Below are 14,745 nucleotides of genomic sequence, written 5' to 3'. Positions count from 1 at the left end.
TCTAAATTATTTTTTAACTGTGGTATTGACGTTCTGCTAAAGAGATCAACTTTTTATATCCAAATTCTTGTGCCGCATCATACGCATAATTGTAAGCAGTTTCATTTTCTCTTTGGATTTCTAAAATAATATAGGGCTTCACCCTCGGGTCTTTTCGCCTCGCAAGTCCCACCAACACTTCTCCACGAGTATCTGTATCTGAATCTTCAAGTCGCTCAAAAAGAGCTTTACGAATGGCAGGGGTATCCGAATTAATCTGTTGTGCAAACCCAAAAGTTGCCCAGTCGCGCACCTCGGCAGATCTGTCACGTGAAAAGGCGAGATTCTTCGCGGAGTTTATCCTGAGCTTGTCGAAGGGCTCAGAATGACACCAAAACATTTTCTAAGTGGCATTTACTCCTCCGGTGAGGAGCTAGTAGATTCCGAGGCGGTAATAAACGTCTTCTTCGAGGCGGTCGAGGTGGGGTTGCATTACTTTGAGGCCCAGCCGTATGTCGCGTATGGACTTCACATCCGGTGGGCGCGGACGGTCGGCCAGTTTCTTCAGGGCGTCGGCACAAAACGTGTCGAGGTCAGCCAGCTGATCGAGGATCGTTTCGGGCAGGTCCGGCAACGTCACTTCCTGTTCTTCAAAGTAACGCAGGATTTCAATCAATCGCAGTTTGATAAACGTCGTCCGCATACGGAGTTGCGTGACCAGTTTCGGCTCGGGCGTTTTTAAATCGGCGCAAACAGCGTTCAGCAGAACACGCAGTTTTCGGTAAAACGCGTTGTGCTGTTTCTTGCTGTGGAAATTATCTTTCTTGCCCTCGAACAACAGTTGAAATACGGCTTCCACGTTGAAATCGTCTTCACCCATCAGCGCATATAAAATTGCCTTGAACTCAGGTTCGCTGAACGCCAGACCCATGTCCTGAAAAATGGCATCAAGCGATCCAGTACTGCCATTCGGCATGCGCGGCGCTTCCTCCCACATGATTTCATCCGGCAAGGAGGCTTCCAGCGGGGCGAAGTGGAGTCCGCGGTCGGCTCCTCGGTAGACCGACAGGTGGTTCAGCGACTCCACCAGTTCTGTCAATGAAAAGGCCGGCGGATTGAGTTGATCCTTATCCAACGCGAAGATGGATTGAAGCAACTGTTTTTCGAGTCCGACTGGCTTGGATCCGCCCTCTTCCCATTGGCGCTTCATCGTATTTTCAAGCGCTACATGGAACGCGCGCAGGCGCAGTCGATCACGCCGCAACTCTTCCTTTGGATATATTTCAAACTGAAATCGGCCGGTGTGGTAATCCTGAAGGGTAACTTTCAGCGCGTCACCGGATTTCAAAGCTCCGCTTTCGATGAGTGACGACAGGTCCCAAACGGTGAGATCGATTTTACTTTTACCCGGCAGCCGTTCGTTGATGCGAATGCGATCCGGGAAATGGGTTTCCCCTGCGTATTCGAAATGCGTCAGCACCTCTTCAATGTAAAATGATTCGCGCTTTTTTTTCATCTCGCGTCCACCAACATCGTGAAACACCGGATCCTCCTCGCTCAATTCGCCGGATAGAAACGGGATCACCTGATGACCCGGGATGAATACCTGTCGCTGCCACTCCATCGCGCTGAACTTGATAAGCAACGGCACATGACCGATGCGTTCCAGCACAAGACGATATGGCAAATAACCGCCTTCGGGTGTCTCGATCAGCAGGTGATGATCCTGCAAATTCTGTTTCAGACCTTCGAGAGTCGATGGAGCGATACGCCGACGCCAATTGTCCTTAACGCGCTCGAGATATTCTTCGGTGGAAAAGGGAGCAGACGATTCTTCGATGAGAGTTTCGGCCAGGGACTTTAAGGTACGGGAAGAGGGCATGGGGTCATTCCTGAATGGCTTGAGCAAGCCGAGAGCGGAGATTGATGACCCACCTTCGAGAACTCGAGGCGGGATTGCAGACCTACAGAAAATGCGAGACAATCTTAACATAAATTGAGCCTGCGATTAACCCCCGAAGACTTCAAAAATTTTTAAATTTTCCTACACAGAATCTACAATTCGGGGTTGAAAGAATTATAATAGGGGCATCATTTAGTGAATTAATTTGAAAAACCGGCTAACAGGAGGAACCCCGATGCCTACGGATCAGGAATATGAAATCCAGTGCCGCACCATTTTTAAACGGCTGAACACCCGAAAAAAATTCAAAATCGCCTCTATCGAGGGTACCCATATCATCGTGGAGCAGGATGAGGAAATCTGCGGACAGAAGGAACCGCGCCAGTTTGAGTTTGATTCTACAAAAGCGCTTGAGGATTTTGTCACCCAGGAAAACCAGATCGAACGCGAAATCTCAACACAACTGAGCGGCAACGACATGCCGTATCGGTAGGACTCGTCGCGCAACGAATAAAAAATGAACACCGCCTCAAAAGACAAAACGCCGCACTGTCCCACCTGCCGCAAAAAGACTGGGCAGGAGGGCAACTCTTACTTCCCTTTCTGCACCGAACGCTGCCAGCTTCAAGACCTCGGCAAATGGCTCGACAATGGCTACAGCATCCCGGGGTCCTACGCAGACGGCGAACGCGAAACACTTCCAGATAGTGACGAGGAAAATTGGTAGAAACACTTAATTAAATATTGCCAGCCCCATCGCACAAAAACTTTTTTGAAAACCCGTCATCGCGAGCGACCAGAGGGAGCGTGGCCAAGGTGTTTTTCCTAAGCTTTAGTGCCCCGAAGGGGTAGATCCAGAGGTTTTTCCCAGTTACCACCGGGCGTTGCCCGGCTGGGTGCCCTATTGGTTCGAGTTTTCCGCGAAGGATCTGGCACGACGGGTTAAGAAAAATATCCCTGCAGAAGGCAGAATTCTGGAAGTAGCCAGATGAACCGGAATCTCAACGCAATTTCTGCGACAGCCCCTCCCCGATCAGATTCAAATTGTCGCTACCGACCTGAATCCATCCATGCTTGACTTTGCAAAAGAATAGCGTGGCCATTTACACGGCGTAACGTTTAAAACAGCCAGTGCCCTGTCCCTGACATTTGAGGATCATGCGTTTGACCCGGTTGTGTGCCAGTTCGGCATCATGTTCTTTCCGGACAAACTGGCGGGACTCACTGAAATGGCGGGGACTTTAAAACTGGGATGGGTTTGATGACCGGATTGTCGCCGGACAGCATTGGGTTTGACAAAGCGGCTGATCCTCCTACCCAGAGCATGATGAATCTTGCGCGGGAAGGGCTTCGCACAAAAAAAACCACGAATTAATAAGACTGGCTCTTCAAACGGATCAACGTTAGTCAATCGCTCTCTCAATCGATTGCTGGATTAATTCAGCGGCGTGCTCAGCCCCGGCCCAGCCATCCAGCTCAACCCATTTACCGGATTCCAGATCCTTGTAGCGTGAAAAGAAATGGGATATCTGATCCAGCAGCATATTGGGCAATTCTGTATATTCTTTGACGTGTTTGTAATAAGGATTCAGGGCATTCACCGGCACTGCCAGGATTTTTTCGTCCGCCCCCTTTTCATCTTCCATTTTCAAAACTCCGACCGGTCGACATCGGACGATGCACCCGGATAAAAACTCCACTGGCGACGCGACCAGCACATCAATCGGGTCTCCATCTTCTGAAAGCGTGTGGGGTATGAATCCGTAGTTGCAGGGATAGCGCATGGAGGTGTGCATCACCCGGTCAACAAACAGGGCACCGGAATTCTTGTCCATTTCGTATTTAACCGGCTCACGGCCAAACGGGACTTCGATGATCACGTTAACATCCCAGGGCGGAGCTTCACCAATCGGTATTTCATTTATGTTCATATAAAGGTCACTTCTTTTGGAGGGTGGAATTTCTTCCGGGGTTAGTTATGGGTTCAACAATCCCGCTTATTCTAAGTCTATTGTGAGAAAAAGATAAGGGGTGTTTAAGGAATAAATGAAACGCAGCGTTGATGGCGGGGTTTCTCACGGGGATGCGGGTGAAAAAAAAATGGATATCTTCTTTCAGCCTTTTGCAAGTGTATTTCCTTAGCGGACGACCAGATAGTGCCCTATTATCGCTGTGTCTGGTCGCACTCATCCAGTGATGCATCTTTCCAATACTTGTGCGATATCCAGACGGCATTTTTTCCCGGTTAATACAGCCACAGTTATTAAGAGGTCTTTACATAACCTCAAAATCAAAGTCCAGGGCAAGATTCGGAGTTTTTTCATGGGCCTGACGAAGGGCTTCGCTCAGACAGGCATTGCACTGGTTTAATGCGTCACCCGGAGCCTGGAGCCCGTTCTTGTTGCTGAGCTTGTCGAATGGAAGGGTGAGAAGGGTGACCTCCTTAAATATTTGCAATGCCAGGAAACACTTATGCGAAGCTCTCGTTTACGAAGCAAGACAGCCTAAGGAGCCAGTATAGAAGGTGGAATTCAAACCACCCCACCCTCTTCGGGACACTGATCTTTGGTCAATTCAATTTTTTCCACCTTTTCATTCAAAAAAATCTATGGATCAAATTTTTTAAATCGTTATTTGCGAAGAATCATCTTTATACTATGGCAAAAACTTATGCCTGGTTTTCTGGTTAGATTTTCAAAGGAAACTTGCAGAAACGAGCCATAAATAAATTGAATTTTAAATTGCAACCATCCAATTTAAAGCGGTTTATGGAAATTTCAAACATTAAAACAGGTATTAAAAATATATAGACCATGACCCTCCCGATTCTTATTCCTCTCTTTCCTCTTCTAGCCGGGCTTTTAATCTGGGTCTATGGCAACCGCATGCCCAACCATGTGGCCAAGGTCGGGATTATTGCCACTTCTATATCCTGCCTGATTTCTGCCTGGACTCTCTATTATGTAAGCAACGAGGGAACAGTCCGGTTTGTTTTCTGGACATTGAGTTCTGAGGGTTCTGCTATTTTGAAGATTGGCATGCTGGTCGATCGTCTCACGGCCACCATGATGATGCTGATCACGAGCGTCAGTGTCGTCATTCATGTCTATTCGGTCCGGTATCTGGAAGGAGATAATGGTTACGTCCGGTTTTTTGGGCTATTGAGCTTCATGACCTTTGTCATCCTCTCACTCGTTTCCAGTCCGAACCTGTTCATGCTGTTCATGTTCTGGCAGTTATTGAGTCTCGCTCTATACCTTATTCTTAATTTTAATTTTTCCCATCCCGACGCTTGCCGCAATGCGTTTAAAACGTTTTTTGTCCATCGCGTGGGAGACGTGAGCTTTCTCTGTGGATTGTTTCTTGCCTATAAATATTTTGGAACCCTGGAATTTAATGAACTCTTTGCAGCAGCGGCAGAAAATCCATACACGGTTTCTTTATTACCGGGGAACTTGTTTGAAATCGATGTCATTGCTCTGATTGGACTCCTCATATTTGTTGGCGCAATGGCCAAATCTTCACAATTCCCTTTACACGTGTGGTTGCCCGACACCATGGATTCGCCCACCCCCGTTTCGGCTCTTATGCATGCAGGAATTATCAATGCCGGCGGATTTCTATTGAACCGGTTGGCTCCGTTTTATGCTCTCTCGTCGACAACGCTTCATATTGTATTTTTGATAGGAGTTTTGACGGTTCTGCTGGGAGCCTCCATGATGCTGGCTCAAAACGACATCAAGAAAACTCTTGGGTTTTCCACGATGGGGCAAATGGGTTACATGATTATGGAATGTGGACTGGGGGCATTTGCCCTGGCAATTTTTCATTTAATTGCCCACGGTCTTTTTAAAGCGACCTTGTTTCTGGGAGCAGGAACCGGCATCCATGCTTCACGGGAAGAACCAAAGCTTCCCCATTCTTCAGAACATATAATTGAGGAAAACAAATCTTCCACCCATTTAACCTGGGTAACGGGGTTAGTGGTCACGTTGTTGATGCCGCTTGTGATTCTTATGATCGCCCACGACATGCTGGAAATACCTCTGCAGGATGCACACGGTGCGGTTATCTTCCTCTTCTTCGGTTGGGTAACGGCTTCCCAGGTCATGTTCAGCTTATATCGTCTTCAAGCCGTCGATTCCTGGAAAGTCGCATGCACAATGATCGGTGCATTGTTTTTCATTGGATTTGTTTACCTGTGGGCTGGAGAGGAATTCACACATTTCCTTTACCCTGAACCGGGGGTATCAGAAAGTTTCTTTGTGGCAGCGGCTTTTAATCCGCATGTCTTTGACTTGATCATATTCACCGCCACTGCGCTCATTCTTGTTGGCTGGTTTGTTCTCTATACCAATGCCAAGGGACAAAAAATATTTATTGCAGATTGGCTCGTTTCGTTACGAAAACAAATGTACATTCTGCTAATCAATCGGTTCTATGTAGACCTGGCTTATGTGCGATGGAGTAGAAACATACTCCGGCTGGCTCAAAAGGTAGCTCATCGTTTTTAAACACGACTGGAAATAATGATGAATACTCAACATTCTCTTCCAATAATTTTTGCTCTTTTTCCGCTTATTGTGGGAATTGTCAGGAAGATTGTGAACATTTCGTTTTCCAGCCTTAAAACTCTGGGTTTGATGACGATTGTAATTTTGGCCTTGTTTCTTGCCTTTGCTGTAGAAACAGATCCCCCTAATGGATTTTTAGCTTTTGCGGTGCTTCTCTCAGGTTTTTGCGTCATGCTTTGCCAGGGAAAGTCGCACCAGGCTGCGGGAATCTGCTCTTCAAGCATGACAACTATGGGACTGGCCCTGGGCGCATTGCTTTGCGAGGGACTTGTGGGAAGGCTTTTCCTATGCGGCCTCCTGGGTTATGCCGCATTTTCTCTTATTCGCGGTAAAAATCGCTCCTTTCGAACGACCCTCATTCTCATTCATATTTTCGTTGCCATCTTTCTTTCCTTGAGTTCCGCCCTGGGCGACAACACCTTGCAGATGTATTCCAGCTTGTTTCTGGCAGTCACCTTCCTGCCTCTGTTTCCTTTCCATCTTCCGTTTGTGGGAACGATAGAAGGAGCGAAAGGATCTCTCTCAAGCTTTTGGATTGTCGTTTGGTTAGCTATCGGGCTTGCGGAATTGAACCTGATTTACTCTTCGCTTACAGCTGATACGCTTCTGGTCATAAGTTTGTTAGCCTTGGTAAGTGCATTTTATTCTTCCTTAGCCGCTCTTGGACAAAAACAAAGCAATCTGTTCGTCGCAGCCGCTACTGTGGCACACATATCGCTCGTGTGGGGATTGCTAAATATTTTTCCGAGCTTTCCCAAGTGGGGAATCGCGTTTGGTATTGCTGTCGCCTTTGCGTTGGGTGGCATTTGCCTCGCATTTTCCTTTATTCGGCTACGATATGGATGGCAGATCATTGGAAAACTTCCCGGGCTCGCTTCTCCAATGCCCCGGTTTGGAATTATTCTGGTTATTCTTGTGAGTTTCTCACTGTTTCTCCCAATGTTCCCTACGTTTTCGGGTTTGGTCCTGATGCCAACAGTCGATGTTTTGGATGGAAGTTTCATCAAGGTTTTTTTGATGTTTCTTGCAGTTTGGCTGGGAGGTGGCTGGTTTTTCATTCAAATGCTCCACCAAACCGCTTTTGGAGCAACGCGCACGGATGTACCTTATTCTGATCTGCAGGCAAAGGAAGTTGTCGCAGTAACCGTTTTATTATTAGGCGCTGGCTATAGCGGACTGCTTTACTAGCGCACCAATTGTTTAACTTTTTCAGGAAGTCAGCAGGCCAAAGCCATGCTTACCATCGACGACAAAGAAACCAAGACTCCAACTGAAGCCCAGCAGATTGAATTGCGCTCGTTCGTGATGCTGGCGGGTGAACCGATTTCTCATTTCTGGCCTATGAAAACGTTTATCCATCATAATCCGCTTCACGGTCTGGAACATTTCCATTTCGAAAAAGCGATTAAGGAGGCTGAACGGTTTTTTGGGGGGCGCGGATTTCTACCTAATGAAGAATACCGAAACTTTGTAAAACAAGGGCGAATAACTGTTGAGGCTCTGAACGAAGCCTTAAAGGACGTATCAAAAGATGCCACCATTGAATTGGGCAATAAAAATATTTCTCATCTGGAGTTTCTGAAAACAATATTGCTCAAAGGCACCGGGAAAATAGCTGCAGACGTGGCTTCGGCGGTTTTGCAATCTTCACATAACCAACCAGAAATAAAAGATCTGATCCAGAAAGTCCGGGGTTTTCCGAAAAACAACGAGCACAAGGAATCTTTGCAGGGTTATGCAAGCCGTGAACAGGAAGAGCTGGCGACACGGTACACGCTTGGTGAATGGTGCGACCAGACATTTGGAACTGATGTACAACGCCAAATCAATAGTGAAATTATCAAATGGATCAGCGGGTTTCTCGATGAGGGGCATGGCCCCTGGGGAATGCCCTTGAGGGAAAAATCTTTCTACGGCAGTTGGAAAGAGTTAGCCCAGGATGACGGTTTCGGTTCTTCCCTGGGTATTCCCGATTGGAAAAACAAAATCAAAAATTTACCTGATCGACCAGAAGATGCAATCCTCGAAATCATGGCCAGATTATCGATTCCGAAAGGACTGTGGATCAACTATTTTACCCTGCATTTTGCTCAATTGGCCGGGTGGACAGGACTCATCAAATGGCGCTCTGAACAGTTGGACTATGAATGGCAAAACGCGTTCCCAATTGACCTTGTCAAATACATGGCCGTTCGTATTTTTTATGAAAGAGAACTTGTGGATCTGGCCTGTCGCTCCAGGTTAGCCATTCCCGGGAGCTATACTTCGATACGAGCTTACCTGAATAAATTCTCAGTCGGGTATGGTCTTTTTAAAGATTATCAAACCCGAGGTTTGCCAGAGGTCATTGAAAACAATCTGGATATGTCCCTGTTCATCCAGGAACCCCTGCGAATAGAAAAGCTGGATCAATGCAATCCCGAATTGATTCTAAAGTGGGAACAAATTCGGGAACAGCAGGAAATTGACGTTCGGGCCTTGATAGTTTTGCATCTTGCAAAATCGATTAACATACCCTTAAAGGATATTTTGAAGAGTGGCCCCGTGCCATTAGTTACTTTGCTGGATTGGGTTGAAGAGTTTCCCGAATCAAAACATGGACCGGTCTGGCTCAAAGCTTTGGAATCCAGCTTCATCACAGATTTTGTGAAAAAATTCACTCCTAATATTGAAAAACTCAAAAAGATTGATGCTTCGGAAGAAAAGCCAACAGAATCGCGTCCTCTTTCCCAATCCATATTTTGCATCGATGTCAGATCAGAAGGCTTCAGAAGACATCTTGAAGAAGTTGGCGGAAATGAGACATTTGGATTCGCCGGTTTTTTTGGGGTTCCCATCTGCTATCAAGAGTTTTCGAGCGAACACCAGACAGACCAATGCCCGGTTCTTCTGAAACCCAAGCACGTTGTAAAAGAAATTCCCCGCGCCTATCAAGCCAAGGCTGCGCAGGATTTTCTGGAAGGACAACAACTCGCCAAGGCTGGCCACACATTGCTGCATGACTTAAAAGAAAACGTCATCACCCCATATGTCATGGTGGAAGCAATTGGCTGGTTTTTTGGATTCAGGCTTTTCGGACAAACGTTGCGCCCGAACTGGTTCAAAAGTGCAGTCTCATGGTTAAAAGAGCGTTTGGCTATTCCCATAGGCACAACGCTGACTGTAGAAAAAATTGAACGGGATGAGGCCCACGAAATGGTTGCCTCTAAACACCGGGCATCCATTTACAAACTTTTGATCGAGCAATATGGTTCGCTCGGCGCCACTGTTTCCCACGAGCAAGTGGAACGTTTGCGGAAACTGGCGATGAATGAAATTCCAATCGACAGTCTTGACAATAAAGAGCTGAACCAGTTGTTGCAGTGGGGCGAACCCGATCTGGTACGTTTTATTGAGGTACTCAGAAAAGAATTTGATGTAAATGAGCGAGACGTGGACCGCCAAATGCAACGGATAACCCAGGCAGGCTTTACCGTTGCAGAGCAGGCTCATTATGTGGAGACGGCTTTAAGGGTATTAGGATTCAAAACATTTTCCCGTCTCATCCTGCTTTGTGCCCATGGCAGCACTTCAGACAACAATCCTTACGAATCTGCCCTCGATTGCGGCGCATGCGGTGGTAACCATGGAGTATCCAACGCACGCGCCCTGGCCGTCATGGCCAACAAACCCGAGGTCCGGCACCTGCTGGCTTTGAAAAACCTGGTGATTCCTGAGGACACACATTTTCTGCCCGGACAGCACGACACCACAACAGACGAAGTTGAGCTCTATGATCTGGAAGACGTCCCCGCCACCCACCGAAAAGATTTGATCCGGCTTCAGCGCGACCTCCACGAAGCTGGTGAAAAAAACAGCAGGGAGCGGTTAGCACGCATGCCAGACGAATCAGATTTAAATGGAAAGTTCAGCGCGCTAAAGAGGACCAAAACTCGAAGCATAGACTGGTCTCAGGTACGACCGGAATGGGGGCTTTCCGGACATACGGCATTTATCACCGGCCGACGTTTGTTGACACAGGGATTAAATCTGGAAGCCCGGACATTTTTACATTCCTATGATTATAAAAGAGACCCCGATGGAAAATACCTGGAAATCATCATGACCGCTCCAATGGTCGTAGGACAATGGATTAATATGGAACACTATTTTTCCACCGTTGACACAGAGGTTTTTGGAGCGGGAAGCAAAGCGTATCACAATGTGGTGGGGCGTGTTGGTGTCATGTTTGGCACCCAAAGCGACCTTTGTGTCGGACTCCCTATCCAGACAGTATTTGATGGCGACAAACCTTACCATGAACCCATGCGGTTATTTGTTATAATAGAAGCACCGCGTGAAATGATCACCACCATTATTTCTCGGCATAATCTCCTGCAAAAATTGACGAGAAACCAATGGCTCCATATTGTGGCTTTAGATCCAGAAGTCATGGAGTTTTTCCTCTTTAAATCGCCCAACATATGGGAACCCATTCATTCGATATAATCTTGTTTAGGAGAATAGAAAAATCATGGACGGCTTGACACTTCACCCAATGAAAGAAATAAAGATCATTATTGAAGGAGAGCACCTTCATTTCGTGACAGACGTTCTTGATCAGATTAAAGCCAGTGGTTACACAATTTTCAACAATATCTCCGGCAAAGGACACGGTGGTTTCCACGAAGGCCATATGATGTTCAACGACACGAGCAGCCTTCAAATGATATTGACCATTGTTCCGGAAGAAAAAGTGGAACCTATCTTATCCGGCATCAAACCCTTTTTGGAACGTCACTCTGGCAGCCTCTTTGTGTTGGATGCAAGCGTACTGCGCCCTGATCATTTTGATTCCTAGGGTGTAGATAAAATTCAGAGCTGTGTTTTAATTTTTTTTGGCCGGCAAGCAAACCTATAAAATTTTCTGACTGGCCAATTCAGCCTCACCTGCAAGCTGAAGTAAAGCCTCCAGCCGTTGATCAAATTCCTCTGCCGAACAATCACCACTGGTCAAGGTAACATGCCCCACCTTACGACCGGGTCTTTCTGATTTATCATATGAATGCAATGTGGCACCCCGGATATTCCCGATTTGCGCTTCTCCTGGCAAATGACCAATTAAATTAACCATTGCCGTAGTGTCCGTTGAGGAGGTTTTACCTAAAGGGAGTTGGGAAATGGCTCGCAAATGGTTTTCGAATTGCGAGGTTTCTGCGCCTTCAATAGTCCAATGACCGCTGTTATGAACACGCGGCGCCAACTCGTTGGCAAACAGTTCATTTTCAACATGAAAAAGTTCCAGCGCCATCACCCCCACGTAACTCAGGTGTTCCATTATTTTTCTGATTTTCGACTCAGCCTCCGCTTGCATGGAATCGTCGGGGCGGCTGATTGATAGACGCAGGATTCCATCACGATGATGGTTCTCGGTCACTGGATAGAAAACCATATCACCTTGTTGGTTGCGAGCGGCGATGATCGAAATTTCCCGACAAAAAGGCACCATGGATTCCAAAATGCATGGGACTTTTCCAACCCGTCCCCATACTTCCGAACTGTCGCTTTCTTTACGCAACCAGGCCTGGCCTTTACCATCGTACCCCTGAGTACGAAATTTGAGGATGGCCGGAAAACCTATGTCCTTTAAAGCACTCCTCAACATTTCCAGGTTATCCACCGGGGCGAATTTTGCTGTTTGAATTCCCAGACTGCGAAAGAGATTTTTCTCAGACAAGCGATCCCGGGCAACTGCCAGCACAGAGGATGCAGGATGAAGCGGTATACGCTGCTCAAGCGACTCCACTAATGGCAGGGGGATATTTTCAAATTCGTAAGTCACCACATCGGCCCATTGAACCAGGCGTTCCTGGGCGCTTTTGTCATCATAGGAAGCGCAAAGATGTTCGCCAAAAGGTGCCGCGGGTGCGTGAGGATCAGGAGAAAGAAACATAAAACCTAGTTGGAGGGAGGAACCGGCCTGGGCCATCATACGGGCCAGCTGGCCTCCACCAAGAATACCGATGTTCATTAATCACTCTCACCGGGGTCAGGGTTTTCTAATACCGTATCAGTTTGTTGTTTTCGATAATTCTTTAGTGCCGATTTAATCTCCGGGTACTTGTTGGCCAGAATACTCGCTGCCAGTAACGCCGCATTGGCGGCTCCTGCCTTGCCGATTGCCAGCGTTCCAACAGGGATTCCCTTAGGCATTTGAACGATAGACAACAGCGAGTCCATACCATTCAGGGCTTTGGATTTCACGGGGACACCCAGAACAGGTAGAGAGGTTTTCGCCGCTGCCATCCCAGGCAAATGGGCAGCGCCACCAGCTCCGGCGATAATGACTTCAATTCCTAGCTTCTCAGCATTTTCCGCGTACTGGAACAGCTTGTCAGGCGTGCGGTGTGCCGAGACAACCTCCACTGAATGCGGCACATCAAGGAGCTTTAAAGTGTCCGCTGCGTGCTGCATGGTTTCCCAATCGGACCTGGAACCCATAATAATCCCTACGAGGACATGGTTTTCGTTATTCATTGAATGGATCATCTCCTGAAGAATGACGGAAAAACTAAACTTTCACACGATCTTAGCAAACTATAAAACGATAATCATCAAAGCTCTATCGCATATTCCCCAACCATATAATGTCAAAAACGTTTTTTCCAAAAAATCTAATCCCTGGTCGCGGTCGCCACTGGGACCATGTCGATTTTCGAGGTGGTTCTAATCAACCACGTTTTGTTCTGCAGAGGAAACACAAAACCCTGGTGTCTTTGACTTAAATCCAAATCGGGTACAGGTTGATCTGACAACGCACAGTACACCTCGAAGCAGGTTGCAAGCCAGGTGCAAAAATGAAATTTATTATACGATATACTACAGTTGGGTGGAATATAACGAATATGATTAACATCAATACCTAAGTATTGTCTTACCATTTTTGAATATTTATGGCAGCCCATTTCCACTATTTTATATGAGGTGTAAACAATGAAACAATTTAAAAATATTCTTCTCGTCTTAGATGGAAATTCAAATCCGAAATTAGCTCTGACCCGGGCGTTTGAACTAGCTAAAGCGAATAAAGCCCATCTTAAAATTATAGATGTTTTGGAAAACCTGGCTCCGGAAATCCAGTTTGGCACTGCTTCTGAATTAACAAAATTAATCCTGGAAAAACAGGACTTAATGGATCAAGCGATCCTATCGCGAAAAACTGAAATTCAAAATACAATAAATTCATTTAACCTGGATAATATCTCGATCAGCTCAGATGTATTAAATGGAAAGCCTTATTTTGAAATTATTCGTGAGGTTTTAAGGTTTAATTTTGATCTGGTAATCAAAAATGCGGAAGGAGAAGCAGGCCTGATGTGTGGAATTTTGGGAAGTAATGACATTCACTTGATCAGAAACTGTATTTGCCCTGTATGGCTCATTAAACCAGATCAATCAATCAAATTTAATAGAATTCTTGCGGCAGTAGATACCAACCCTTTCTCAAATAATGAGGAAGAAGACCTGATGAATAGAAAAATAGTGGATCTAGCTCTCTCCCTCGCCAGAAAAGAACATTCAGAACTTCATGTATTACACGTCTGGGATTTTATAGGTAACAGCCGGTTGAATAGCTGGGGTGCGAATATTCCGGGTCTGAAATTAAAGGAATTTAAAGCTAAGGAAAAGATATATCGCAAGGAAAGCCTCAATCAACTGATATCCCTTTTCTCATTCAATGATGTGAATTCCAAAGCCCATTTAATAGAGGGTGATCCAAAAAAGGAAATTGCCAAGTTTGCTAAAGATAAGAATATCGATTTGCTTGTGATGGGAACTGTGGGTCGTTCGGGAATTCCCGGGCTGATTATTGGCAACACTGCTGAAACTATTTTAAATAAAATAAATTGTTCCCTTCTCACTATTAAACCAGATGGCTTTATTTCTCCCATTACTCTTGAAAATGAAAATTAGCAGATAGAGGAAACATCCCTTCATGGTCGGGACCTTGAAAGGCGTGGGCCGTGTGTATCTCCAGTCTGTCATCGACTGCTACAGCCGGTATGCTTTCGGAGGACTCTACACCAGCAAGCTGCCGGTCACCGCAGTCCACACGCTTAACAACGAGGTACTCCCGTTCTTTGAATCTCACGATGCCAGGATCACGACCATCTTAAGTGACAATGGCAGAGAGTTCTGTGGACGAAAGGACCTCCACCCTTACGAACTGTTTTTGTCGTTGGAGCAGATCGAACACCGAACCACCAAGGTCCGGCGTCCTCAAAGCAACGGCTTTGTGGAGAGGGACTG

General features: G+C 46.4%; 14 protein-coding genes and 1 pseudogene. 9 read left to right on the top strand and 6 right to left on the bottom strand.

The annotated features are described in order from the left end of the window. Positions 1 to 13: 13 nt before the first annotated feature. A complete protein-coding gene (locus G3M70_09315) occupies positions 14 to 292 on the bottom strand; it encodes a hypothetical protein (GenBank protein ID QPJ62057.1) in 279 nt (92 codons plus the stop codon). A 120-nt stretch (positions 293 to 412) separates the two neighbouring features. After that, the gene (locus G3M70_09310) at positions 413 to 1,861 is read right to left on the bottom strand and encodes a hypothetical protein (protein ID QPJ62056.1); all 1,449 of its coding nucleotides are present in this window, start codon (positions 1,859 to 1,861) and stop codon (positions 413 to 415) included. Between the two features lie 256 nt (positions 1,862 to 2,117). Here G3M70_09310 and G3M70_09305 point away from each other — a divergent pair, with 256 nt between their 5' ends. From G3M70_09305 to G3M70_09295, 3 genes are all read left to right on the top strand, one after another. Next, complete coding sequence (locus G3M70_09305) at positions 2,118 to 2,375, top strand: hypothetical protein (protein ID QPJ62055.1); 258 nt, start codon at positions 2,118 to 2,120, stop codon at positions 2,373 to 2,375. Between the two features lie 24 nt (positions 2,376 to 2,399). After that, the gene (locus G3M70_09300) at positions 2,400 to 2,609 is read left to right on the top strand and encodes a DNA gyrase inhibitor YacG (protein QPJ62054.1); all 210 of its coding nucleotides are present in this window, start codon (positions 2,400 to 2,402) and stop codon (positions 2,607 to 2,609) included. A gap of 409 nt (positions 2,610 to 3,018) precedes the next feature. Continuing rightward, on the top strand, positions 3,019 to 3,144 hold the full coding sequence (locus G3M70_09295; protein ID QPJ63772.1) for a class I SAM-dependent methyltransferase: 126 nt from the start codon (positions 3,019 to 3,021) through the stop codon (positions 3,142 to 3,144). A gap of 141 nt (positions 3,145 to 3,285) precedes the next feature. Here the strand turns inward: G3M70_09295 and ppa are convergent, their stop codons facing one another. Beyond that, positions 3,286 to 3,813 (bottom strand): inorganic diphosphatase, encoded by a 528-nt coding sequence (gene ppa / locus G3M70_09290; protein ID QPJ62053.1) that lies wholly within the window; start codon positions 3,811 to 3,813, stop codon positions 3,286 to 3,288. Positions 3,814 to 4,156: 343 nt separating this feature from the next. After that, positions 4,157 to 4,339, bottom strand: a complete 183-nt coding sequence (locus G3M70_09285) for a hypothetical protein (protein QPJ62052.1) — start codon at positions 4,337 to 4,339, stop codon at positions 4,157 to 4,159. Positions 4,340 to 4,695: 356 nt separating this feature from the next. Here G3M70_09285 and G3M70_09280 point away from each other — a divergent pair, with 356 nt between their 5' ends. The 4 genes from G3M70_09280 (at position 4,696) to G3M70_09265 (ending at position 11,296) form a co-directional block, all read left to right on the top strand. Then, complete coding sequence (locus tag G3M70_09280) at positions 4,696 to 6,396, top strand: NADH-quinone oxidoreductase subunit L (GenBank protein ID QPJ62051.1); 1,701 nt, start codon at positions 4,696 to 4,698, stop codon at positions 6,394 to 6,396. Between the two features lie 90 nt (positions 6,397 to 6,486). Beyond that, positions 6,487 to 7,644 carry a hypothetical protein gene (locus G3M70_09275; GenBank protein ID QPJ62050.1) on the top strand — a complete coding sequence of 386 codons (1,158 nt, stop codon included), beginning with the start codon at positions 6,487 to 6,489 and terminating at the stop codon, positions 7,642 to 7,644. 45 nt (positions 7,645 to 7,689) lie between these two features. Further along, complete coding sequence (locus G3M70_09270; GenBank protein ID QPJ62049.1) at positions 7,690 to 10,944, top strand: DUF2309 domain-containing protein; 3,255 nt, start codon at positions 7,690 to 7,692, stop codon at positions 10,942 to 10,944. Positions 10,945 to 10,969: 25 nt separating this feature from the next. After that, entirely contained in the window at positions 10,970 to 11,296 is a 327-nt protein-coding gene (locus G3M70_09265; GenBank protein ID QPJ62048.1) for a P-II family nitrogen regulator, read from the top strand. A 54-nt stretch (positions 11,297 to 11,350) separates the two neighbouring features. Here the strand turns inward: G3M70_09265 and G3M70_09260 are convergent, their stop codons facing one another. Both G3M70_09260 and purE read right to left on the bottom strand, forming a co-directional pair. Next, positions 11,351 to 12,466, bottom strand: a complete 1,116-nt coding sequence (locus tag G3M70_09260) for a 5-(carboxyamino)imidazole ribonucleotide synthase (protein ID QPJ62047.1) — start codon at positions 12,464 to 12,466, stop codon at positions 11,351 to 11,353. Then, positions 12,466 to 12,972 carry a 5-(carboxyamino)imidazole ribonucleotide mutase gene (gene purE, locus G3M70_09255; protein QPJ62046.1) on the bottom strand — a complete coding sequence of 169 codons (507 nt, stop codon included), beginning with the start codon at positions 12,970 to 12,972 and terminating at the stop codon, positions 12,466 to 12,468. Before purE ends, G3M70_09260 begins: the two co-directional genes overlap by 1 nt. 456 nt (positions 12,973 to 13,428) lie before the next feature. Between purE and G3M70_09250 the strand changes: the two genes are divergently transcribed. Beyond that, positions 13,429 to 14,409, top strand: a complete 981-nt coding sequence (locus tag G3M70_09250) for a universal stress protein (protein ID QPJ62045.1) — start codon at positions 13,429 to 13,431, stop codon at positions 14,407 to 14,409. Between the two features lie 19 nt (positions 14,410 to 14,428). Then, positions 14,429 to 14,740 (top strand): annotated as a pseudogene (locus G3M70_09245) (transposase family protein). The last annotated feature ends 5 nt before the right edge of the window (positions 14,741 to 14,745 follow it).

The sequence above is a fragment of the Candidatus Nitronauta litoralis genome, assembly GCA_015698285.1.
GTDB classification, from domain to species: Bacteria; Nitrospinota; Nitrospinia; order Nitrospinales; family Nitrospinaceae; genus Nitronauta; species Nitronauta litoralis.
The sequence above is the reverse complement of the archived record's forward strand: the minus strand, read 5'-3'. Positions and strand labels throughout refer to the sequence as shown.